The sequence below is a fragment of the Micromonospora sp. MH33 genome, from assembly GCF_003013775.1.
Classification (GTDB): Bacteria; Actinomycetota; Actinomycetes; order Mycobacteriales; family Micromonosporaceae; genus Micromonospora; species Micromonospora fulviviridis.
In genome coordinates this window covers 1-21,222 of record NZ_MUYZ01000064.1, presented here as the reverse complement: position 1 = coordinate 21,222, position 21,222 = coordinate 1, and the positions used below count along the sequence as shown (strand labels likewise).

At 72.6% G+C, this 21,222-nt stretch carries 20 protein-coding genes; 1 reads left to right on the top strand and 19 read right to left on the bottom strand.

The genetic code is table 11. The features are described from left to right. Positions 1-20: 20 nt before the first annotated feature. The 6 genes from B0E53_RS13045 to pyrR all read right to left on the bottom strand — a co-directional run bounded on the left by B0E53_RS13045 (position 21) and on the right by pyrR (position 8,454). A complete protein-coding gene (locus B0E53_RS13045; protein ID WP_107076308.1) occupies positions 21-1,037 on the bottom strand; it encodes a quinone-dependent dihydroorotate dehydrogenase in 1,017 nt (338 codons plus the stop codon). Positions 1,038-1,134: 97 nt separating this feature from the next. Next, positions 1,135-4,482 carry a carbamoyl-phosphate synthase large subunit gene (gene carB / locus B0E53_RS13040; RefSeq protein ID WP_107076307.1) on the bottom strand — a complete coding sequence of 1,116 codons (3,348 nt, stop codon included), beginning with the start codon at positions 4,480-4,482 and terminating at the stop codon, positions 1,135-1,137. Beyond that, positions 4,475-5,620: a glutamine-hydrolyzing carbamoyl-phosphate synthase small subunit gene (gene carA, locus B0E53_RS13035; protein ID WP_107076306.1), complete on the bottom strand. Its 1,146-nt coding sequence runs from the start codon at positions 5,618-5,620 to the stop codon at positions 4,475-4,477. Before carA ends, carB begins: the two co-directional genes overlap by 8 nt. Beyond that, positions 5,617-6,894 carry a dihydroorotase gene (locus tag B0E53_RS13030; protein WP_107076305.1) on the bottom strand — a complete coding sequence of 426 codons (1,278 nt, stop codon included), beginning with the start codon at positions 6,892-6,894 and terminating at the stop codon, positions 5,617-5,619. Before B0E53_RS13030 ends, carA begins: the two co-directional genes overlap by 4 nt. Continuing rightward, positions 6,891-7,817 carry an aspartate carbamoyltransferase catalytic subunit gene (locus B0E53_RS13025; protein WP_107076304.1) on the bottom strand — a complete coding sequence of 309 codons (927 nt, stop codon included), beginning with the start codon at positions 7,815-7,817 and terminating at the stop codon, positions 6,891-6,893. Before B0E53_RS13025 ends, B0E53_RS13030 begins: the two co-directional genes overlap by 4 nt. 55 nt (positions 7,818-7,872) lie before the next feature. Then, positions 7,873-8,454, bottom strand: a complete 582-nt coding sequence (pyrR, locus tag B0E53_RS13020) for a bifunctional pyr operon transcriptional regulator/uracil phosphoribosyltransferase PyrR (protein WP_107076303.1) — start codon at positions 8,452-8,454, stop codon at positions 7,873-7,875. Between the two features lie 284 nt (positions 8,455-8,738). Here pyrR and B0E53_RS13015 point away from each other — a divergent pair, with 284 nt between their 5' ends. Beyond that, complete coding sequence (locus B0E53_RS13015) at positions 8,739-9,227, top strand: helix-turn-helix domain-containing protein (protein WP_013285505.1); 489 nt, start codon at positions 8,739-8,741, stop codon at positions 9,225-9,227. 58 nt (positions 9,228-9,285) lie between these two features. Here B0E53_RS13015 and nusB read toward each other — a convergent pair whose 3' ends face one another. The 13 genes from nusB to B0E53_RS12950 all read right to left on the bottom strand — a co-directional run bounded on the left by nusB (position 9,286) and on the right by B0E53_RS12950 (position 21,051). Continuing rightward, on the bottom strand, positions 9,286-9,696 hold the full coding sequence (nusB, locus tag B0E53_RS13010) for a transcription antitermination factor NusB (RefSeq protein WP_210406048.1): 411 nt from the start codon (positions 9,694-9,696) through the stop codon (positions 9,286-9,288). Positions 9,697-9,719: 23 nt separating this feature from the next. Then, positions 9,720-10,277: an elongation factor P gene (gene efp / locus B0E53_RS13005; protein WP_007075814.1), complete on the bottom strand. Its 558-nt coding sequence runs from the start codon at positions 10,275-10,277 to the stop codon at positions 9,720-9,722. A 427-nt stretch (positions 10,278-10,704) separates the two neighbouring features. Next, entirely contained in the window at positions 10,705-11,139 is a 435-nt protein-coding gene (gene aroQ, locus B0E53_RS13000) for a type II 3-dehydroquinate dehydratase (RefSeq protein ID WP_107076301.1), read from the bottom strand. Next, the gene (gene aroB, locus B0E53_RS12995; protein WP_107076300.1) at positions 11,136-12,212 is read right to left on the bottom strand and encodes a 3-dehydroquinate synthase; all 1,077 of its coding nucleotides are present in this window, start codon (positions 12,210-12,212) and stop codon (positions 11,136-11,138) included. Before aroB ends, aroQ begins: the two co-directional genes overlap by 4 nt. Before the next feature lie 217 nt (positions 12,213-12,429). Next, the gene (locus tag B0E53_RS12990; protein ID WP_107076299.1) at positions 12,430-12,939 is read right to left on the bottom strand and encodes a shikimate kinase; all 510 of its coding nucleotides are present in this window, start codon (positions 12,937-12,939) and stop codon (positions 12,430-12,432) included. Next, positions 12,936-14,114, bottom strand: coding sequence for a chorismate synthase (gene aroC / locus B0E53_RS12985; RefSeq protein WP_107076298.1), 1,179 nt, complete (start codon positions 14,112-14,114; stop codon positions 12,936-12,938). Before aroC ends, B0E53_RS12990 begins: the two co-directional genes overlap by 4 nt. A 124-nt stretch (positions 14,115-14,238) precedes the next feature. Continuing rightward, positions 14,239-15,054: a shikimate dehydrogenase gene (locus tag B0E53_RS12980; protein ID WP_107076297.1), complete on the bottom strand. Its 816-nt coding sequence runs from the start codon at positions 15,052-15,054 to the stop codon at positions 14,239-14,241. After that, positions 15,054-16,274 (bottom strand): endolytic transglycosylase MltG, encoded by a 1,221-nt coding sequence (gene mltG / locus B0E53_RS12975; protein ID WP_107076296.1) that lies wholly within the window; start codon positions 16,272-16,274, stop codon positions 15,054-15,056. Before mltG ends, B0E53_RS12980 begins: the two co-directional genes overlap by 1 nt. Further along, complete coding sequence (gene ruvX, locus B0E53_RS12970; RefSeq protein WP_107076295.1) at positions 16,271-16,732, bottom strand: Holliday junction resolvase RuvX; 462 nt, start codon at positions 16,730-16,732, stop codon at positions 16,271-16,273. Before ruvX ends, mltG begins: the two co-directional genes overlap by 4 nt. A gap of 75 nt (positions 16,733-16,807) precedes the next feature. Continuing rightward, the gene (gene alaS / locus B0E53_RS12965) at positions 16,808-19,486 is read right to left on the bottom strand and encodes an alanine--tRNA ligase (RefSeq protein WP_107076294.1); all 2,679 of its coding nucleotides are present in this window, start codon (positions 19,484-19,486) and stop codon (positions 16,808-16,810) included. Continuing rightward, a complete protein-coding gene (locus B0E53_RS12960) occupies positions 19,483-19,788 on the bottom strand; it encodes a DUF6167 family protein (protein WP_107076293.1) in 306 nt (101 codons plus the stop codon). The genes alaS and B0E53_RS12960 overlap by 4 nt, the downstream gene beginning before the upstream one ends. A 31-nt stretch (positions 19,789-19,819) precedes the next feature. Then, a complete protein-coding gene (locus B0E53_RS12955; RefSeq protein WP_107076315.1) occupies positions 19,820-20,281 on the bottom strand; it encodes a DUF948 domain-containing protein in 462 nt (153 codons plus the stop codon). Between the two features lie 152 nt (positions 20,282-20,433). After that, a complete protein-coding gene (locus B0E53_RS12950) occupies positions 20,434-21,051 on the bottom strand; it encodes a hypothetical protein (RefSeq protein WP_107076314.1) in 618 nt (205 codons plus the stop codon). Positions 21,052-21,222 lie beyond the last annotated feature (171 nt).

Here is a 21,222-nt window from a genome sequence, read left to right as displayed (position 1 = left end):
CGTGGTGTCCGGACGCCCGGTCAGCGCCGGGCGGCCGCCCGGGCCACCGACCGGACCAGGGCCGGGCCCCGGTAGATGAAGCCGGTGTAGAGCTGGATCAGGCTCGCGCCGGCGTCGAACATCCGGGCCGCGTCGTCCGGGTCGAGGATGCCGCCGACGCCGATCACCGGCAGCCGGCCGCCGGTCTCGCGGTGCACGAAGGCGACCACCTCCCGGGCGCGGGCGGCCAGCGGGCGGCCGGAGAGGCCGCCGGTCTCCGCGCCCCGCGCCCGGTCGGCCGGGGCGAGCCCGCCGCGGGCCAGCGTGGTGTTGGTGGCGATCACCCCGGCCGCGCCGCGGGCGAGGCAGACCTCCAGCAGCTCGGCGACGGCCGGCTCGGTGAGGTCTGGGGCGATCTTCACCAGCACCGGCTTCTCCCCCACCAGCGCCGCGAGCAGCGCGTCCAGGTGGGACCGGTCCTGAAGGGACCGCAGCCCCGGGGTGTTCGGCGAGGACACGTTGACCGCGAAGTAGTCCCCATGCCCCTTCAGCGCGCGGTAGGAGGCCAGGTAGTCCTCGACGGCCTCCTCCAGCGGGGTCACCTTGGACTTGCCCAGCGAGATGCCCAGCGGTACGCCGATCGGCCGCGGCAGCGCCGCCAGCCGGGCCGCGAGGGCCTCGGCGCCGGCGTTGTTGAAGCCCATCCGGTTGACCACGCCCTCGCTGTCGCGCAGCCGGAACAGCCGGGGCCGGGGGTTGCCCGGCTGGGCGTGCGCGGTGACGGTGCCGACCTCGACGAAGCCGAAGCCCAGCGCCGGCCACGCCGGCAGCGCCACCCCGTTCTTGTCCATCCCGGCCGCCAGCCCCACCGGGTTCGGGAAGTCCACCCCGAACACCGTCCGCGGCGCCGCCCGGAAGTACCGCGCCCGCAGCGTCGCCAGCACGGCCGCCCGCCGGGAAACCGAGGCCAGCCGCTCCAACGTCCACTCGTGCGCCGCCTCGGCGTCCCCACCCCCGATTCCGAACAACCGAGGCCGCACAACCCGCTCAAAGATCACGCCCGCCTCCCCCCGCCGACCGTGCCGATCATGAAGTTGTTGTCACGACACGCCGACGCGCCGGACGACAACTTCATGATCAACGGCAGTGACCCGGTCACTCGCCGGCCCGGAGGGCGGCGTGGAGCTCCTGGAGGGGCCGGACCCGCATGTCGCCCCGGATCCTCGCCTCGATGCCCATCACCGCCGCGGCGGCGCCGGGCACCGTGGTGATGCAGGGGATGTCGGCCGTCACGGCGGCGCTGCGGATCTCGTAGCCGTCGGAGCGGGCGCTGGCGCCGGAACCCTGCGGAGTGTTCACCACCAGGGCCACGTCGCCGCCGAGGATCAGCGAGACCGCGTCCTCGCCCTCGCCCGACTCGTAGTGCTTGCGGATCTGCTCACAGGCGATGCCGTGCCGGCGCAGCACCTCGGCCGTGCCGGTGGTGGCCACGATCTCGAAACCCAGGTCGGCCAGGCGCTTGATCGGGAAGATCATGCCGCGCTTGTCCCGGTTGGCCACCGAGACGAAGATCTTCCCGGCGGTCGGCAGCGACCCGTACGCGGCGGACTGCGACTTGGCGAAGGCGTGCCCGAAGTTGGTGTCAATGCCCATCACCTCGCCGGTGGACTTCATCTCCGGGCCGAGCAGCACGTCGATGCCCTTGCCGGACGGGGTGCGGAACCGCTTGAACGGCAGCACCGCCTCCTTGACCGCGATCGGGGCGTCGGCGGGCATCGTCCCGCCGTCCCCGGTGGGCGGCAGCATCCCCTCGGCGCGCAGCTCGGCGATGGTGGCGCCGAGCGCGATCCGGGCCGCCGCCTTGGCCAGCGGCACGGCGGTGGCCTTGGAGACGAACGGCACCGTACGTGAGGCCCGCGGGTTGGCCTCCAGCACGTAGAGCATGTCGTCCTTGAGGGCGTACTGGACGTTGAGCAGGCCCCGCACGCCGACGCCCTTGGCGATCGCCTCGGTGTAGCGGCGCACCTGGGTCAGGTGCGAGCCGGCCAGGGTGATCGGCGGCAGCGCGCAGGAGGAGTCGCCGGAGTGGATGCCGGCCTCCTCGATGTGCTCCATGACGCCGCCCAGGTAGACCGCGCCGTCGGCGTCGACCAGGGCGTCCACGTCGATCTCGATGGCGTCGTCGAGAAAGCGGTCCACCAGCACCGGGCGGTCCGGCGAGATGTCGGTGGCCCGGCCGATGTAGTCGCGCAGGGTGGCGTCGTCGTAGACGATCTCCATGCCCCGCCCGCCGAGCACGTACGACGGGCGGACCAGCACCGGGTAGCCGATCTCGTCGGCGATCGCCTTGGCCTCGTCGTAGGAGGTGGCCATGCCGTGCGCCGGGGCGCGCAGCCCGGCCCGCGCCAGCACCGCGCCGAACGCGCCGCGCTCCTCGGCCAGGTGGATCGATTCCGGGGAGGTGCCGACGATCGGCACGCCGGCGTCCTTGAGCCGCTGGGCCAGGCCGAGCGGGGTCTGCCCGCCGAGCTGCACGATCACCCCGATCACGCCGGGGCCGCCGGCCGCCTTGCCGGAGGAGTCCTCGGTGTGCCAGACCTCCAGCACGTCCTCGAAGGTGAGCGGCTCGAAGTAGAGCCGGTCGGCCGTGTCGTAGTCGGTGGAGACGGTCTCCGGGTTGCAGTTGACCATCACCGTCTCGTAGCCGACCTCCCGGAGCGCCATGACGGCGTGCACGCAGGAGTAGTCGAACTCGATGCCCTGCCCGATCCGGTTCGGCCCGGAACCCAGGATGAGCACCTTGGGCCGGTCCGAGGGGCCGACCTCGGTCTCCTGGTCGTAGGTCGAGTAGTGGTACGGCGTGGTCGCCTCGAACTCGGCCGCGCATGTGTCCACCGTCTTGTAGACGGGCCGGACCCCGAGCCGGTGGCGCAGGGTGCGGACGCCGTCCTCGGCGGCCAGCTCGGGGCGGAGCGCGGCGAGCTGCCGGTCGGACAGGCCGGCCCGCTTGGCCCGGCGCAGCAGGTCGGCGTCGAGCACCGGGGCGTCGACGATCTCGGCCCGCAGCTCCACCAGCGCGGCGATCTGGTCCAGGAACCAGGGGTCCATCCCGCCGGACGCCGCGGCCACCTCGGCGATCGAGGCGCCCAGCCGCAGCGCCCGCTCGACCGTGTAGATCCGGCCGTCGTGCGGCATCCGCAGCGCGGCGAGGGTGTTCTCCTTGGTCGCCCCGGCCGGGTCCGGCTGGGTCCAGAACCCACCGGACTTGGTCTCCATCGAGCGCATCGCCTTGTTCAGCGCCTCGGTGAAGTTGCGCCCGAGGCTCATGGCCTCGCCCACCGACTTCATGGTGGTGGTCAGCTCCGGGTCCGCGCCGGGGAACTTCTCGAACGCGAACCGGGGGATCTTCACCACCACGTAGTCCAGGGTCGGCTCGAACGCCGCCGGGGTCTTCAGGGTGATGTCGTTGGGGATCTCGTCGAGGGTGTAGCCGATGGCCAGCTTCGCGGCGATCTTGGCGATCGGGAAGCCGGTGGCCTTCGACGCGAGGGCCGAGGAGCGGGACACCCGTGGGTTCATCTCGATCACGACGATCCGGCCGTCGGCCGGGTTCACCGCGAACTGGATGTTGCAGCCGCCGGTGTCGACCCCGACCTCGCGGAGCACCGCGATGCCCAGGTCGCGCAGGCGCTGGTACTCCCGGTCGGTCAGCGTCATGGCCGGCGCGACGGTGACGCTGTCGCCGGTGTGCACGCCCATCGGGTCGACGTTCTCGATCGAGCAGACCACCACCACGTTGTCGTGGCGGTCGCGCATGAGTTCGAGCTCGTACTCCTTCCAGCCGAGCACGCTCTCCTCGATGAGCACCTCGTGCACGGGGCTGGCGGCCAGGCCGGCGCCGGCGATCCGCTCCAGGTCCTCGTCGGTGTGCGCCATGCCGGAACCGAGGCCGCCCATGGTGAACGACGGCCGGATGACCACCGGCAGGCCCAGCTCGCCGACGGTGTCGCGGACCTCGTCCATCGAGTGGCAGACCCGGGAGCGGGGCACCAGCGCCGCCGGGTCGGCCAGGCCGAGGCGTACGCCGGCCTTGGCCACGATGTCCTTGAACAGCTGCCGGTCCTCGCCCCGGTTGATGGCGTCGATGTTGGCGCCGATCAGCTCGACGCCGTACTTCTCCAGGACGCCGGCCTCGTGCAGGGCGACGGCGGTGTTCAGCGCGGTCTGCCCGCCCAGGGTGGGCAGCAGCGCGTCGGGGCGCTCCTTGGCGATGACCAGCTCGACGAACTCCGGGGTGATCGGCTCGACGTACGTGGCGTCGGCGAACTCCGGGTCGGTCATGATCGTCGCCGGGTTGGAGTTGACCAGGCTGACCCGGATCCCCTCGCTGCGCAGCACCCGGCAGGCCTGGGTGCCGGAATAGTCGAACTCGCAGGCCTGGCCGATGACGATCGGCCCGGAGCCGATCACCAGGACGTGCTTGAGGTCGGTCCGCTTAGGCATTCCTACCGCCTTCGATGAGTTCGGCGAAGCGGTCGAAGAGGTAGTCCGCGTCGTGCGGGCCGGCCGCCGCCTCCGGGTGGTACTGGACGGTGAAGGCGGGCACGTCCTTGGCCCGCAGCCCCTCGACCACGTTGTCATTGAGGCAGACATGGGACACCTGGACGCCGCCGAACTCGGTGTCGATCACCTGGTCGGGGACGACGGCCCCGGTTTGTGCGCCCGGCACCTGGACCGCGAAGCCGTGGTTGTGGCTGGTCACCTCGACCTTGCCGGTGGCCCGGTCGAGCACCGGCTGGTTGATGCCGCGGTGGCCGTAGCCGAGCTTGTAGGTGCCGAAGCCGAGCGCCCGGCCGAGGATCTGGCTGCCGAAGCAGATGCCGAAGAGCGGGATCCGCCGGCCGAGCACCTCGCGCGCCAGGGCGACCGGCCCGTCGGCGGTGGCCGGGTCGCCCGGCCCGGGCGAGAAGAAGACCGCGTCCGCGCCGGTGGCCAGCAGGTCCTCGATCGAGGAGCCGGCGGGCAGCACGTGGGTGGTGACTCCGCGGGCGGCGAGCCGGCGCGGCACGTTGCGCTTGATGCCCAGGTCCAGGGCCGCGACCGTGAACCGGTGCTCGCCCTGTGCCGACACCACGTACGGCTCGGCGGTGGTGACCTCCGCGGAGAGGTCCGCGCCGACCATCTGCGGCGCGCGGTGGACCCGGTCGAGCAGGGCGACCGGGTCGTCGTCGACACTGGAGATGCCGACCCGCATGGCGCCGCGCTCGCGCAGGTGCCGGGTGAGCGCTCGGGTGTCCACGCCGCTGATGCCGACCACGCCCTCGGCGGCGAGCCGGTCCTCCAGGCCGCCGGTGGCCCGCCAGTTGGAGCCGATCCGGGCCGGGTCGCGCACCACGTAGCCGGCCACCCAGATCCGGCCGGACTCGTCGTCCTCGCCGTTGACGCCGGTGTTGCCGATGTGCGGCGCGGTCTGCACCACCACCTGACGGTGGTAGGAGGGGTCGGTGAGGGTCTCCTGGTAGCCGGTCATGCCGGTGTTGAAGACGGCCTCGCCGAAGGTCTCCCCGACGCTGCCGTACGCCTCGCCGTGGAACGTGCGCCCGTCCTCGAGGACGAGGATCGCGGGCCTCCGCTTGGTCATCGAACTGCCTTTCCGTCCAGGACCGTCGGCTCGCCGCGCAGGAAGGTCGCCACGATGCGACCCGGCAGCGTCATGCGGGCGTACGGGGTGTTGCGACTGCGACTGGCCAGTTCCGCCGGCTCGACGATGCGGCGGGCGGCCGGGTCGACCAGGGTCAGGTTGGCCGGCACGCCGGGGGCCGGGTCGAGGCCGTGGGAGTCCAGCCCGGCGATCCGGGCCGGGGCGCGGGACATCCGCTCGGCGATCAGGTCCCACTGCGGCCCGAGCACGTCCAGCGCGATGGAGAGTGCCGTCTCCAGGCCGAGCATGCCCGGCCGGGCGTACGCCCACTCGCACTCCTTGTCCTCCACGGCGTGCGGCGCGTGGTCGGTGGCGACGATGTCGATCACGCCCTCGGCCAGGGCCGCCCGCAGCGCGGCGACGTCGGCCGCGGTGCGCAGCGGCGGGTTGACCTTGTAGACCGGGTCGTAGGTGGTGGCCTTCTCGTCGGTCAGCAGCAGGTGGTGCGGTGTCACCTCGGCGGTGACCTTCACGCCGCGCGCCTTGGCGTGCCGCAGCACCTCGACGCTGCCGGCCGTGGAGACGTGGCAGATGTGCAGGCGGCTGCCGACGTGCTCGGCCAGCAGCACGTCGCGGGCGATGATCGCCTCCTCGGCGACCGCCGGCCAGCCGGTCAGCCCGAGCCGGGTGGACACCTCACCCTCGTGCATCTGCGCGCCCTCGGTGAGCCGGGGCTCCTCGGCGTGCTGGGCGACCACCCCGTCGAACGCCTTGACGTACTCCAGGGCCCGGCGCATCAGCTTCGGGTCGGCGACGCAGTGCCCGTCGTCGGAGAAGATCCGTACCCGGGCCGCCGAGTCGGCCATCGCGCCCAGCTCCGCCAGGCGCTCGCCGGCCAGGCCGACGGTGACCGCGCCGACGGGCTGCACGTCGACCAGGCCGGCCTCCCGCCCGAGCCGCCAGACCTGCTCGACCACGCCGGCCGTGTCGGCCACCGGCGAGGTGTTCGCCATGGCGCAGACCGCCGTGTAGCCGCCGAGCGCCGCCGCCCGGGAGCCGGACTCGACGGTCTCGGCGTCCTCCCGGCCCGGCTCGCGCAGGTGGGTGTGCAGGTCGACCAGGCCGGGCAGGGCCACCAGGCCGGTGGCGTCGAGCACCGTGGCGTCCGGCGCGGTCAGCCCGGCGCCGGTCTCGGCCACGACGCCGTCGCGGATCAGCAGGTCGGTCGGCGCGCCGCCGACCACACTCACGTTCCGGATCAGGTACGCGGTCACCGGTTGTTCCCTCCGAGCAGCAGGTAGAGGACGGCCATCCGCACGGAGACCCCGTTGGCGACCTGTTCGACGATGGTGGAGCGGGGCGAGTCGGCCACCTCGGGCGTGATCTCCATCCCCCGGTTCATCGGGCCGGGGTGCATGACGATCGCGTGCTCGGGCAGCCGGCGCATCCGCGGGCCGTCCAGCCCGTAGCGGCGGGCGTACTCGCGGGCCGAAGGGAAGTAGGAGTCGTTCATCCGCTCCCGCTGCACCCGCAGCATCATCACCACGTCCACACCGGGAAGAACGGTGTCGAGGTCGTAGGAGACGTCGGTGCCGGGGGCGAGCGCGGGCGAGATGTCGACCGGGATGAGGGTCGGCGGGCCGACCAGGGTGACCTTCGCGCCGAGGGTGGAGAGCAGCAGCACGTTGGAGCGGGCCACCCGGGAGTGCAGCACGTCGCCGACGATCGCCACGTGCAGGCCGTCCAGGCGGCCCAGCCGGGAGCGCATCGTGTAGGCGTCGAGCAGCGCCTGGGTGGGGTGCTCGTGGGTGCCGTCGCCGGCGTTGACCACCGAGCCGTCGACCCAGTTGGCCAGCCGGTGCGGGGCGCCGGAGGCGGGGTGCCGGACGACCACCGCGTCGGCCCCCATGGCCTGGAGGGTGAGCGCGGTGTCCTTCAGGCTCTCCCCCTTGGCCACGCTGGAGCCCTTGGCGGAGAAGTTGATCACGTCGGCGCTCAGCCGCTTGGCGGCCGCCTCGAACGAGATCCGGGTCCGGGTGGAGTCCTCGTAGAAGAGGTTGACCACGGTGCGGCCGCGCAGCGCGGGCAGCTTCTTGACCTCACGGCCGGCCACGGTGGCCATCTCGGCCGCGGTGTCCAGGATCTGGATGGCGGTGGCCGCGTCCAGGTCGGCCCCGGAGAGCAGGTGGCGAATCAACTGAGCCTCCCTTCGTTCGCGACTGCGGGGCTCCGCTTCGCTGCACTCCTCGCGCTCACAGCGCACCCCCGTGCAGGCGGACCTCGTCGGCGCCGTCGGTCTCGGCCAGGGTGACCTTCACGTTCTCGGCGAGCGCCGTGGGAATGTTCTTGCCGACGTAGTCGGCGCGGATCGGCAGCTGGCGGTGCCCCCGGTCGACCAGGACGGCGAGCTGCACCGAGGCTGGACGGCCGACGTCGCTGAGCGCGTCCAGGGCGGCCCGCACGGTGCGGCCGGAGAAGAGCACGTCGTCGACGAGGATCACCCGCCGGCCGTCGATCCCGCCCGGTGGCAGGTCGGTGGGGCCGACCGCGCGGGTGGCGTTCCGGCGCAGGTCGTCGCGGTAGAGCGTGATGTCGAGCACGCCGACCGGGACGGTGACGTCCTCGAAGGTGCTGATCCGGGCGGCGAGGCGCCGCGCGAGCGGGACGCCGCGGGTGGGGATGCCGAGCAGCACGGTGTCGGCGGCGCCCTGGGTCTTCTCCAGGATCTGGTGGGCGATGCGATCGACCACCCGCGACACGTCGGCGGCGGCGAGGATCACCTTCACCGAGGGTTGTCGCGGCGGCGACGAGTGGGCAGCCGGTGGGTAGGCCACGGCGGACCTCCTTCCCCGCCTCACGGGACGGGTCGTTAAAGGACGTCTGGTTGACTCCGGCGGGCCACGGGGGCCCGGACCGGGGCTCCACGCCACGTTACCAGCGGTCACCGGCCCGGCCGTCGCCGGTCCTGACCAGCGGGTCAGCGTGGAGAAATGCGGACAAGCCGCACACCCTCCCCAACGGGGTCGTCACCAACACTTGACCCCGTGTCGCAATCCCCGTACCGTCACGCTCCGTAGCGATAGCTGGGAGAACCCCGAGCAGCACTGGGAGTGTCCGAATGCCCTCTGAATACGCCAAGTCGCTGGGCGCCCGCCTGCGCTCCATCCGCCAGCAGCAGGGCCTGTCCCTGCAGGGTGTGGAGGAGAAGTCGAACGGGCGGTGGAAGGCCGTGGTGGTCGGCTCGTACGAGCGCGGCGACCGGGCCGTCACCGTGTCCCGCCTGGCGGAGCTGGCCGACTTCTACCGCGTTCCCGTCTCGGAGCTGCTGCCCGACGGCAGCGGGGTGCGCCACGAGCCCACCAGCAAGATCGTTCTGGACCTGGAGCGGCTCTACGACGAGGCCTCCGAGGACCTCGCCTACGTCGCCCGGTACGCCCGCGCCATCCAGCAGCAGCGCGGCGACTACAACGGTCGGGTGCTCTCCATCCGCGCCGACGACCTGCGCGCCCTCGCGATCGTCTACGACGCCTCGCCGTCGGGCCTGATCGAGCGGCTCACCGAGCACGGTGTCCTGGTCGCCGACCCCCGCGCGTTCTTCGCGTCCTGACCCGCCCGACTCGAAGGGCCCGCGCCGTTCGGCGCGGGCCCTTCGTGGTGTCGCAGCCTCAGCGGGTGGCGTACTCCGCGATCCGGCCGAGGATGCCGTTGAGGAAGCGCGGTGAGTCGTCGGTCGACATCTGGCGGGCCAGCTCGACGGCCTCACTGATCGCCACCGCGTCGTCGATCTCGTCGACGTAGAGCAACTCGTAGACGGCGATCCGGGCCAGGTTGCGGTCGACCGCCGGCATCCGGTCCAGCGTCCAGCCCTCGGCGTAGCTCGCGATCACCTCGTCGATCCGGTCCAGGTGCGCCGCGACGCCCTCGACCAGGCCGACCGCGTAGCCCACGTGCTCCGGGCGGGGCTTCTCGATCCGCTCGAGGTAGCCGGCGAGCACCTCCACCGGCGGCCGGTCCCGCAGGTCGGCCTCGAAGAGCACGTCCAGCGCCCGCTTGCGCGCCTTGCGGCGCGCCGGCATCTGCTGCTTGGGACCCTCGGCCATCAGGCTCGGCCGAGGTAACGGCCGTCGCGGGTGTCGACCTTGATCTTCTCGCCGGTGGTGATGAAGAGCGGCACCTGGACGGTCGCGCCGGTCTCGACGGTGGCCGGCTTGTTACCGCCGGTCGACCGGTCGCCCTGCAGGCCCGGCTCGGTGTAGGTGATCTCCAGCACCACCGAGGTCGGCAGCTCGATGTAGAGCGGCACGCCCTCGTGGGTGGCGACGGTGGCCTCGGCCTCGGGGAGGAGGTAGTTGGCCGCCTCGCCGACGGTGCCGCCGGGGACGGTGATCTGGTCGAACGTCTCCAGGTCCATGAAGACGTAGTCCTCGCCGTCGGCGTAGAGGTACTGCATGGTGCGCTTGTCGACGGTGGCGGTCTCGACCTTGGTGCCCGCGTTGAAGGTCTTGTCGACCACCTTGCCGGACAGCACGTTCTTCAGCGTGGTACGCACGAACGCACCGCCCTTACCGGGCTTGACGTGCTGGAACTCGACGACGGCCCACAGCTCGCCGTCGAGGTTGAGTACCAGGCCGTTCTTGAGGTCGTTGGTGGTGGCCATTTCCTGCCTTGATCATCAATTGGCGGACAGACTTATGAAGTCTACTAGCTGTGTCGAACCGGGTCCGCCGTGCTGAGCGCCGGCCACGGCCTACCGGCCCGGTTCACCCGTCCCGGACGTGCGGAACGTCACCCAATGCAGCCGACCCGACCACCCCAGCGCCACCCCCACCACCGCCTTTGCTCTGCAGCCAGATACGCAACAGCGACTCTCCGTGATCGAGGCTTGCCGTCGTGCAGGCGGGCGCATTCGCATCGTCGCAGGTCAGCAAGGCAGTGCGTGGATGGCTGCAGAGCAAAGCCAGAGGAGGGCATCCGGCGGGGTCGGCAGCTGAATCACCGTGCGTGACGCGAGTGACAAAACACGGAGAGCAACCGGCGCGGGCCGGCGCGGCCGGCGAGATTCGGCTCGGGGTCGCCAGGCGTCGTCAGGCGGCGAGGCGGCCGGCCAGGTGGTGCAGGGCCAGCCGGTAGCCGTCCACGCCCAGCCCGCAGATCACCCCGGTGGCCACGGCGGAGACCACCGAGTGGTGCCGGAACTCCTCGCGGGCGTGGATGTTGGAGATGTGCACCTCGACCAGCGGGCCGCGGAGCATGGCGCAGGCGTCCCGGACCGCGATCGAGTAGTGCGACCAGGCGGCCGGGTTGAGCACCACGGCCGCGCCCTCGTCGGCCGCCGCGTGCAGCCAGCCCAGCAGCTCGTGCTCGGCGTCGGTCTGCCGGACCACCACGTCCAGCCCCAGCTCGCGACCGGTCTTCTCGCACATCGTGACCAGGTCGGCGTAGCTGGTCACCCCGTAGACGTCGACCTGGCGGGTGCCGAGCCGACCCAGGTTCGGCCCGTTGAGCACGTACACCCTCATGAGCTGATCTCCCGGTAGGCCTGGGCCAGCAGCTCGTCCGGCGGCGCCTCCAGGATCGCCGGGCGGGCCAGGCCGTCCAGCACCACGAAGCGCAGCCGGCTGCCCCGGGCCTTCTTGTCCACCCGCATCGCGGCCAGCAGCTCGGGCCAGGCGTCGGCCCGGTAGCCGGTGGGCAGGCCGAGCGCCGCCACGACGGCCCGGTGCCGCTGCGCGGTGGCCGCGTCCAGCCGCCCGGCGAGCCGGGCCAGGGTGGCCGCGTAGACCAGGCCCACCGCGACGGCGTGACCGTGCCGCCAGCGGTAGCCCTCCACCTTCTCGATGGCGTGTGCCAGGGTGTGCCCGTAGTTGAGCACCTCGCGCACCCCGGACTCGCGCAGGTCGCCGGAGACCACGCCGGCCTTGACCCGCACCGCCCGCTCGATCAGCTCGCGGGTCACCGGCCCGGTCGGGTCCAGGGCGGCGGCCGGGTCCCGCTCCACCAGGTCGAGGATGACCGGGTCGGCGATGAACCCGCACTTGACCACCTCGGCCATCCCGGCGGCCAGGTCGGCCCGCGGCAGGCTGTCCAGCGTCGCCAGGTCGCAGATCACCCCGGCGGGCGGGTGGAAGGCGCCCACCAGGTTCTTGCCGGCCGCGGTGTTGATCCCGGTCTTGCCGCCGACGGCGGCGTCGACCATGCCCAGCAGGGAGGTCGCCACCGGCACCCAGCGCACCCCGCGCAGCCAGCTGGCCGCGACGAACCCGGCCAGGTCGGTGACCGCGCCGCCGCCCACCCCGACCACCGCGTCGGTACGGGTGAAGCCGGCCTCGCCGAGCCGGTCCCAGCAGGCCGCGGCCACGTCCACGTGCTTGCCCGCCTCGGCGTCCGGCACCTCGATGAGCAGCGGCGCCACCCCGGCCGCGCGCACCCGCCCGGCCAGCTCCTCGGCCAGCCCCTTGAGCGGCGGCGCGTGCAGGAAGGCCACCCGATCGGCGCCGGGCAGCAGCCGGGGCGGCGGGTCGAGCAGGTCGCGTCCCACCAGCACGTCGTACGGCCGGTCGCCGCCGACCGGGATCCGGGTCACCTCGTCCATCGCGGGCAGCCTAGTCGAGCGGGCGGCGCCGGGGCGGCGACTGTCCACTCCGTGGCCGGCGCGGCGTCACAGACGTTTGACCGGACGGGTGCGGGCGGTAACTGGGGGACGAAACCCCCAACGGCGGAGGTGCAGGGATGACCCGACCAACCATCGACGGCGCGGACCCACCCGGGCGGCGGCTTCCCGGCCGCCGCGCTCATACCCCTGGTGCTGGTCAGGGCTTGAGCAGGGCGGCGATCTCGGCGGCGATCTCCTCGGGCCCACGCCCGTCGGTAAGCACGGTCGCGGTGGCCACCTCGGCGTAGAGCGGGCGGCGCTGCTCCATCAGGTGCTTGAGCGTGGCGCGCGGGTTCAGCGCCAGCAACGGCCGGCCGGAACCCAGGCCGATTCGCTTCACCGCGTCGGGCAGCTCCACCGACAGGTGCACCACGGTGTGCCCGATCAGCGCGGCGCGGTTCTCCTCGGCGAGGACCGCGCCGCCGCCGAGGGCGAGCACCCCCGGGTGCGCGGCCAGCCCCGCCGCCACCGCGGCCCGTTCGAGGGTACGGAAGTGCTCCTCCCCCTCGTCCACGAAGATCTCCGGGATCGGCTTGCCGGCGAGCTGCTCGATGTCGGTGTCGGTGTCCCGGAACTCCACGCCGAGCGCCGCGGCGAGCGCCTGCCCCACCGTGGTCTTGCCCGAGCCGGGCGCCCCCACCAGCACGCAGACCGGCCGGGTGCTCATTTGATCACCAGCGCGTCGAGGTAGCCGGACAGGTTGCGGCGCATCTCGGCGACCGAGTCGCCGCCGAACTTCTCCACCGCCGCCTCGGCCAGCACCAGCGCCACCATGGCCTCGGCCACCACGGCCGCGGCCGGCACCGCGCACACGTCGGAGCGCTGGTTGATCGCGGTGGCCGGCTCGCCGGTGACCACGTCGACAGTGGCCAGCGCCCGGTTCAGCGACGAGATCGGCTTCATGGCCGCCTTCACCCGCAGCGGCTCGCCGGTGGTGATGCCGCCCTCCAGGCCGCCGGCCCGGTCGGTCACCCGGCGCACGCCGGTGGCGGTGGGCAGGATCTCGTCGTGCGCCTCCGAGCCGCGGGAGCGCGCCTGCAGCCAGCCGTCGCCGATCTCCACGCCCTTGATGGCCTGGATCGACATCAGCGCGGTGGCCAGCCGGGCGTCGAGTTTGCGGTCCCACTGCACGTGGCTGCCCAGGCCCGGTGGCACCCCGTACGCCAGCACCTCGACCACGCCGCCGAGCGTGTCGGCGGCCTTCTTGGCGGCGTCGACCTCGGCGACCATCCGGGCGCTGGCCTCCGGGTCGAGGCAGCGCAGCGGGTCGGCGTCGATCCGGGCGGCGTCCTCCGGCGTGGGCCGCAGGCCCGGCTTGGCGGCGACCGGGCCCAGCTCCACCACGTGGGAGACGATCTCGATGCCGAGGGCCTGCCTGACCAGGGCCTTCGCGACCGCGCCCACGGCGACCCGGGCGGCGGTCTCCCGGGCGCTGGCCCGCTCCAGGATCGGCCGGGCGTCGGTGTGGCCGTACTTCTGCATGCCGGCCAGGTCGGCGTGGCCGGGGCGGGGGCGGGTGAGCGGGGCGTTGCGCGCCTGCCGGGCCAGTTCCTCCGGGTCGACCGGGTCGGCGGCCATCACGGTGCGCCACTTCGGCCACTCCGAGTTGCCCACCCGGACGGCCACCGGGCTGCCGATCGTCACGCCGTGCCGGAGCCCGCCGATGATCTCGACCTCGTCCTGCTCGAAGGACATCCGGGCGCCCCGGCCGTAGCCGAGCCGGCGCCGGGCCAGCTCGCCGGAGATCTCCGTGGTGGTCACCTCGATGCCGGCGGGCACCCCCTCCAGCAGCGCGACGAGGGCGGGTCCGTGCGATTCACCTGCAGTCAGCCAGCGCAACACAGCGGTCAGTCTGTCACGCCCGGTGTCCGCCGCGTCGCCCTGCCCGCCGCGTCCCGCCCTGCGGACGCGCCCGTCCGGGCGGCGGGCGCGCGGCGGGGTTCGGAGACCCGAGCGGGCCCCGCCGTCAGGCCGCGGCGCGCGCCTCGGCCAGCGCGGCGCGCATCGCCGCCCGGGGCGCGGAGACGCCGGTGAAGTGCTCGAACTGGCCGACCGCCTGGGCCAGCAGCAGGTCCAGCCCGGAGACCACCCGGCAACCGGCGGCGAGCGCCGCCGCGGCGAGCGGGGTGGGCCACGGGTCGTAGACCACGTCGAAGAAGACCGTGGCCGGCCGCCAGTCGAAGTTCTCCGCGAGCGGGTCGGCCACGCCCTTCGGCACCGTGGAGACCACGAGATCGGCCCGGGCGTGCGCCGGGTCGCCGTCCCAGGGCGCGCCGACCAGCGGGACACCGAGCGCCTCGGCCATCGGGCACAGCTCCCGCACGGCCTCGGGCCGGCGGGCCACCACGGTCACCTCGGCCGCACCGATCCGGGCCGCCGCCGCGATGGCCGCCCGGGCGGTGCCGCCCGCGCCGAGCACGGTAACCGTGGCGCCCGACGCGCAGCCGGCGGCGGTGAGCACGTCGACCATGCCGGCGACGTCGGTGTTGTCGGCGTACCAGGTGCCGTCGGGCCGGCGTACCAGGGTGTTGGCGGCGCCCACCGCGGCGGCGACCGGCGAGACCTCGTCGGCCAGCGCGAGCGCGGCCTCCTTGCCCGGCATGGTGACCGACAGGCCGGCCCACTCCGGGCCCAGCCCCGCGACCAGGCCGGCCAGTTCGTCGGCCGCGCACTCGATCCGGGTGTACGACCACCCGGTCAGCCCGGCCGCCACGTACCCGGCGTTGTGGATCACCGGGGAGAGCGAGTGGGCGATCGGCCGGCCGACCACGGCGGCCTGCATCAGCTGCAGTTCTCCCCGGTGAGCACCTTGTTGTCGCACATCTGCTTCTGCAGCTTCCGGAAGTCGGCGTCGTCCGAGCCGTAGCCCATGGTGCCCTTCTGGTCGATCGTCATGAAGAAGATCCAGTCGCCGGGCGGCGGCTCCAGGGCGCCCTTGAGCGCCGCCTGGCCGGGGTTGCTGATCGGGGTGATCGGCAGGCCGGCCACGTTGTGCGTGTTGTACGGGTTCTTCAGGTCGTTGATCTCGCTCTGCAACAGGTCGTCCGAGTCCTTCGGATTCTTACCCTGCAGGCGGAAGTAGTAGTTGATGCCGCTGTCGATGCCGAGGCACTTGCAGCCGATCTTGCCGGCGTAGACCCGGTTGTAGATCACCCGGGAGACCTTGGGCAGGTCCACCGCGTTGACCGACTCGGCCTCGGCGATGGAGGCGGTGATGAGCGCCTCGTACGGGGAGATCTTGCGCTCCTTCTGCGCCCGGTCGACGAAGTTGAGCTCCTGGGTGACGCGGAGGAACTCGTCCACCATCATCGACAGGATCTGCTCGGCGGTGGCCTTCGGCGGGATCTCGTAGGTGGACGGGTAGAGGAAGCCCTCGATGCTCTTCGGGCCCTTCTTGCCGTCCTCCCGGTTGAACCAGAAGGCGGGCACGCCCAGCTTGACCGGATCCTTCGCGGCGTCCTGGAAGTCCTTGACCGGGATCTTCGTCTGCTTGGAGAGGATCTGGTAGATGTTCAGGCTGATCGTGCCCTCGGGGATGGTCACCCCGTTGACCACCCGGCTCTTCGGGTCGAGCATCAGCGTGATCACGTCCGCGGCCTTCATCTGCTTGCGGACCTTGTACCGGCCGACCTGGATGTTCTTGCTGCGCGAGTTCGCGTCGGCGGCCTCGATGAACGCCTTGGTGCTCTTCACCACCCCGGCGTCGTAGAGGGTGTTCCCGATGTCGGTGAGGGTGTCGCCGGACTTCACCTCGACCAGCGCCTCACCCGAGCCCGGACCGTCGTAGTCGGGGGTGACGAAGTGGTTGCGGATCCGGTCGAAGCCGACGTACGCGCCGCCGCCGATGCCGCCCAGCAGCACGAGCGCCATCAGCAGGGCGAAGATGGTCTTGCCCCGGCCGCCACCCGACCCGCCGTTGCGCTTGCGCACGGCGCTGCGCCGGTGCCGTCCCTTCTCCCCCCTCTCCGCCTCGTCGAAGCCCAGATCAAGATCGTCGATCATTGCGTCCGCCTCCGCTGCGCGTCCAGCCAGCTCTGCAGAATCTCCACCGCGGCGGCCTGGTCGACCACCGCCCGTTGGCGCTTTCCCCGGACGCCCCGTTCGGCCAGCCTACGACTCGCGACCACGGTCGACATCCTCTCGTCCGTCAGCGTCACCGGAATCGGCCCCATTACATCGGCCAACCGGGCAGCATAGGCCGAGACGTTTTCCGCCGCGGGGCCGTGCTTTCCGGCGAGATTGACCGGCAGGCCGACCACGATCTCGACCGCCTCGTGCTCGGCGGCGAGCCGGACCAGCTCGGCGATGTCGGTGGGCACCGCGTCCGGCGCGGCCGTCAGGTCCCGGGCGAGGGTTGCCAGCGGGGTGGCCAGAATGCCGTGCGGGTCGGAGCGGGCCACCCCGACACGGACCTGGCCGACGTCGACGCCGAGCCGGACACCACGGGACAGTTCAGCCATCTACCGGACACCCTTTCCTCCGGTACGGGCCAGGGCGGACCCGGCGGTCCGCCCTGGCGTCGATCGGTGCGTACATCAGGCGTCGGCGATCGCCTTCTCCACGGTGGCCAGCAGGTTCGGCGCCTCCGCGGCGGGCAGGCCGCCGCCCTGGGCGAGGTCGTCGCTGCCGCCGCCCCGGCCGGAGAAGGCCGCCTTCACCAGGTCCTTCGCGGCCAGGCCCCGACCCCGGGCGGCCTGGTTCACGGCCACCACCAGGGACGCCTTCCCGTTGGCCCGGGCGGCCACCGCCACCACGGCCGGGCGGGCCGGGTCGATCCGGCCCCGAATCTCCTGGGCCAGGGTCCGCACGTCGTTGCCGGCCGCGCCCTCGGGCGCCTCGGTGCCGACGTACGCGACGCCGCGGACGTCCTTCGCCTGCGCCGCCAGCGCCGCGGCCCCGCCCAGCACGAGCTGGGCGCGGAGCTTCTCCAGCTCCTTCTCCGCGTCGCGGAGCTGGGTGACGGTCTGCTCCACCCGGTCGGCGACCTGGTCGCCCGGCACCCGGAACAGCTCGGCGAGCCGGGAGACCAGCAGGTGCTCGCGGGCCAGGAAGCCGAAGGCGTCCATGCCGACCAGCGCCTCGATCCGGCGCACGCCGGAACCGACCGACGCCTCGGAGAGGATCTTGACGAGGCCGAGCTGGGCCGAGCGGGCCACGTGCGTGCCGCCGCACAGCTCCCGGGCGTAGTCGCCGACCTCGACGACCCGGACCCGCTCGCCGTACTTCTCGCCGAACAACGCCATGGCGCCGATCCGGCGCGCCTCCTCCTGGGTGGTGATGAAGGCGTGCACCTCCAGGTCGGCCAGGAGCACCTCGTTGACCTGCTGCTCCACGTCGTGCAGCACGCTCGGCGCCACCCCGGTCGGGGTGTTGAAGTCGAACCGCAGCCGGCCCGGCGCGTTCAGCGAACCCGCCTGGGTGGCCGACTCGCCGAGGAAGTTGCGCATGGTCTGGTGCACCAGGTGGGTGGCCGTGTGCGAGCGGGAGATGGCCCGCCGGCGGGACACGTCGATCTCGGCGTAGCCCGTCTCGCCGGCACGCACCTCGCCGCGGAGCACCTTGGCCCGGTGCACGATCAACCCCGGCACCGGCTGCTGCACGTCGAAGACCTCGACCTGGCCGCCGCCGACCGTGATGAGACCCTGGTCGGGCTGCTGGCCGCCGCCCTCGGCGTAGAACGGGGTGGTGTCGAGCACCAGCTCGATGGTGTCGCCCTCGACCGCCGCGGCCACCTCGGCGCCGCCGGCCAGCAGCGCGCGCACCCGGGACTCCCGGTTCAGCTCGGTGTAGCCGGTGAACTCCACCGCCCCGCCGCCGTCCAGCACCGACCGGTACGCCGACACGTCGGTGTGCCCGGTCTTGCGCGCCTGGGCGTCGGCCTTGGCCCGGTTGCGCTGGTCGGCCATCAGCCGGCGGAAGCCCTCCGCGTCGACCTGGAGGCCCTGCTCGGCGGCGATCTCCAGGGTCAGGTCGATCGGGAAGCCGTACGTGTCGTGCAGCTGGAACGCCTTGTCGCCGGAGATCGACGCCTGCCCGGCCGACTTGGTCTCCGCGATGGCGGTGTCCAGGATCGTGGTGCCGGCCCGCAGCGTGGCGAGGAAGGCGTCCTCCTCGGCGTACGCGTACTGGGAGATCCGGCCGAACTCCTCGGCCAGCTCCGGGTAGGACGGGGCCATGCAGTCCCGGGCCACCGGCAGCAGCTCGGGCAGCGCCCGGTCCTGGTAGCCGAGGAGGCGGACCGCGCGGATGGCCCGGCGCATGATCCGGCGCAGCACGTAGCCGCGGCCCTCGTTGGACGGCGTCACCCCGTCACCGATCAGCATCAGCGCGGTACGCACGTGGTCGGCGATCACCCGCAGCCGTACGTCGTCCGGGTGCGACTCGCTGGCCACGTGGCCGGAGTGCGCGCCGTAGCGCTTGCCGGTCAGCTCGGCGGCCCGGTCCAGGATCGGCCGGACCTCGTCGATCTCGTAGAGGTTGTCGACGCCCTGGAGGATGGAGGCCATCCGCTCCAGGCCCATGCCGGTGTCGATGTTCTTCGCCGGCAGCTCGCCGAGGATCGGGTAGTCCTCCTTGCCGGTGCCGGGCCCCCGCTCGAACTGCATGAAGACGAGGTTCCAGAACTCCATGTAGCGGTCCTCGTCGACCGCCGGACCGCCCTCGCGACCGTACTCGGGGCCGCGGTCGTAGAACAGCTCGGAGCACGGGCCGCACGGACCGGGGATGCCCATCGACCAGAAGTTGTCGGCCTTGCCCCGGCGGACGATCCGCTCGGCGGGCACGCCGACCGAACGCCAGATCTGGAACGCCTCGTCGTCGTCCAGGTAGACGGTCGGCCAGATCCGCTCCGGGTCCAGCCCGAAGCCGCCCGCCTCGACCGGCTTGGTGACCAGGTCCCAGGCCAGCGGGATGGCGCCGTCCTTGAAGTAGTCGCCAAAGGAGAAGTTGCCGTTCATCTGGAAGAACGTGCCGTGCCGGCTGGTCTTGCCGACCTCGTCGATGTCCGGCGTCCGGATGCACTTCTGCACGCTGACCGCGCGCCGGTACGGCGGGGTCTGCTGGCCCAGGAAGTAGGGGACGAACTGCACCATGCCGGCGTTGACGAACAGCAGGTTCGGGTCGCTGATGGCGGGCAGCGGAGCGGACGGCACCACGGCGTGGCCGTTGGCCTCGAAGTGGGCGAGGTACCGCCGCTTGATCTCCGCCGTCTTCATCGCTGGTGCTCCTCCGGGAAAATCTCTCCGTCGCCGATACGCGGGTCCTCCCGCAGCTCGGCGAACTGGTCGTCGTACGCCTCGCCGCGGGCGAAGGCCTCGTGGATCTCCTGCTCGCGCTCGGCCATCCCGGCGCGGACGTCGTCCACGAAGCTCCGGACCGACTCGACGAGACCGCCGGCGGACTCGGACAGCCCGCTGGCGATGCCCGCCGGCGTGTACGCCTGCGCCGTCCGGGTGGCCTTACGGACCACCAGGACGCCCACGGCCAGCCCGATGCCCAGCCAGAACAACCGCCTCATGCTCTCATCCTCCCGCTGTTCGCCGGCCGGGTCAGCGGTTGCCGCGCCTGGCGGCCCGGCGCTGCTGCTTGATGGTGTCGCGCACCTCGCGCTCGGTCTCCGCGTGCCGGCGGGCGGCGGCGGCCTTGCGCACGCCGTAGCCGAACGCGGCGACCTTGACCAGCGGGTTCGCGGCGGCGGCGGAGACCACGGCGGCCAGGTTCGCCACGTTGGCGGTGACGTTCTGCGCGTGGGTGGTCATGGTGTCCACCTTGGCGAGTTGCAGGTTGACCCCGTCCAGGGAGGTCTGCACCTGCTCCAGGGCGACATTGACGTTCTTCACCGTGGTGTTCACGTCACCGAGCAGCGGCGCCGTGCGGTCGTTCAGGTCGGCGATCATGCGGGTCGTCGCGTCCACGGTGTGCCGCAGCCGCAGGATCGGCACCGCCAGCACGAGCACCAGCATCAGGAACGCGCCGGCCGCGATCAGCGCAGCGATCTCTCCACCACTCACGCCCATGTCCTCCTCAAGCAGTGTCCCGGGGCCCGACGCCTCGGGACGCGCGACCGTACCTACCCGGTCCGCCGCGTGCCGACCCGTGACCGGTCAGCGGGGCGGACGGGCCCCGCCAGCCCCAGACCCTACCGTCCGTGATGGAAACCGGCTCACGACGGTGAGGGTGTCGCCTCGCCGAGCGGATCGTCGGTGAGCGTCGGGTACGGGTCCTCACCGGTGAGTGACGGATCGGTGCTCGGCTGTGGTCCGGTGCGCTCGTCGTCGATCGCGTTGCGCACCTTCACCGACACCAACGAGCCGGCGCACTCCCCCGCTGCGGCCGCGGGCGCCGGAGACGGCGGGGCCTCGCCGTCCGCCGGAGCCGGCACGCAGGTGGGCTCGCGGACCCAGAGGTCGAGCGTGAGCTCGTCCCGGCGCCAGCAGGTGTAGCTCCCCTTGACCTGCTGCTCCGGGCAGCGGTCCACCTTCCAGCGCTCCCAGCCGTCGCGGCTCAGCGCTGCCTCGTATACCTGGGCGGTCTCCTTCCACGCCTTCTGCGACTCGACGGTGCGTTCCCGCAGCCGGCAGTCCTGGAAACACCACCGGCTGCCGCTCACGTTGTCCACCGTCTTCGCCGCCGCCCAGGACGGCACGCCCAGCGCGTCGAGGGTGTCGAAGACCGGGTCGTGGCTCAGCGTGCGCAGCCCGAAGAAGAGCGGCACCGCGCCGAGCAGCACCACGCTGACCAGGGCGAGGATGCCCATCCGCAGCCGCCGCCGCTCGCGCATCTGCCGGCGCAGTTCCGAGCGGGCGCCCCGCAGGCCACCCGCCGCGTCGTCGGCCTCCCCCGGCGCGGCCTCGGCCCGCGCCACCGCCGGCGCGCCGGGTCCCGGCGGTACGGCGCCCGGGCCACCCGGGCCGGGCCGGGTGGGCTCCGGCGCGAGCGGGGTGGACCGGCC

What these genes read in the sequence shown, in the direction of transcription:
- carB (WP_107076307.1), bottom strand. Translation starts at nt 4,482, where the DNA reads ATGCCTAAGCGGACCGACCTCAAGCACGTCCTGGTGATCGGCTCCGGG.
- carA (WP_107076306.1), bottom strand. Translation starts at nt 5,620, where the DNA reads ATGACCAAGCGGAGGCCCGCGATCCTCGTCCTCGAGGACGGGCGCACG.
- B0E53_RS13015 (WP_013285505.1), top strand. Translation starts at nt 8,739, where the DNA reads ATGCCCTCTGAATACGCCAAGTCGCTGGGCGCCCGCCTGCGCTCCATC.
- nusB (WP_210406048.1), bottom strand. Translation starts at nt 9,696, where the DNA reads ATGCCGGCGCGCCGCAAGGCGCGCAAGCGGGCGCTGGACGTGCTCTTC.
- efp (WP_007075814.1), bottom strand. Translation starts at nt 10,277, where the DNA reads ATGGCCACCACCAACGACCTCAAGAACGGCCTGGTACTCAACCTCGAC.
- aroQ (WP_107076301.1), bottom strand. Translation starts at nt 11,139, where the DNA reads ATGAGGGTGTACGTGCTCAACGGGCCGAACCTGGGTCGGCTCGGCACC.
- aroB (WP_107076300.1), bottom strand. Translation starts at nt 12,212, where the DNA reads ATGGACGAGGTGACCCGGATCCCGGTCGGCGGCGACCGGCCGTACGAC.
- B0E53_RS12990 (WP_107076299.1), bottom strand. Translation starts at nt 12,939, where the DNA reads ATGAGCACCCGGCCGGTCTGCGTGCTGGTGGGGGCGCCCGGCTCGGGC.
- B0E53_RS12980 (WP_107076297.1), bottom strand. Translation starts at nt 15,054, where the DNA reads ATGCAGGCCGCCGTGGTCGGCCGGCCGATCGCCCACTCGCTCTCCCCG.
- mltG (WP_107076296.1), bottom strand. Translation starts at nt 16,274, where the DNA reads ATGATCGACGATCTTGATCTGGGCTTCGACGAGGCGGAGAGGGGGGAG.
- ruvX (WP_107076295.1), bottom strand. Translation starts at nt 16,732, where the DNA reads ATGGCTGAACTGTCCCGTGGTGTCCGGCTCGGCGTCGACGTCGGCCAG.
- alaS (WP_107076294.1), bottom strand. Translation starts at nt 19,486, where the DNA reads ATGAAGACGGCGGAGATCAAGCGGCGGTACCTCGCCCACTTCGAGGCC.
- B0E53_RS12960 (WP_107076293.1), bottom strand. Translation starts at nt 19,788, where the DNA reads ATGAGGCGGTTGTTCTGGCTGGGCATCGGGCTGGCCGTGGGCGTCCTG.
- B0E53_RS12950 (WP_107076314.1), bottom strand. Translation starts at nt 21,051, where the DNA reads ATGCGCGAGCGGCGGCGGCTGCGGATGGGCATCCTCGCCCTGGTCAGC.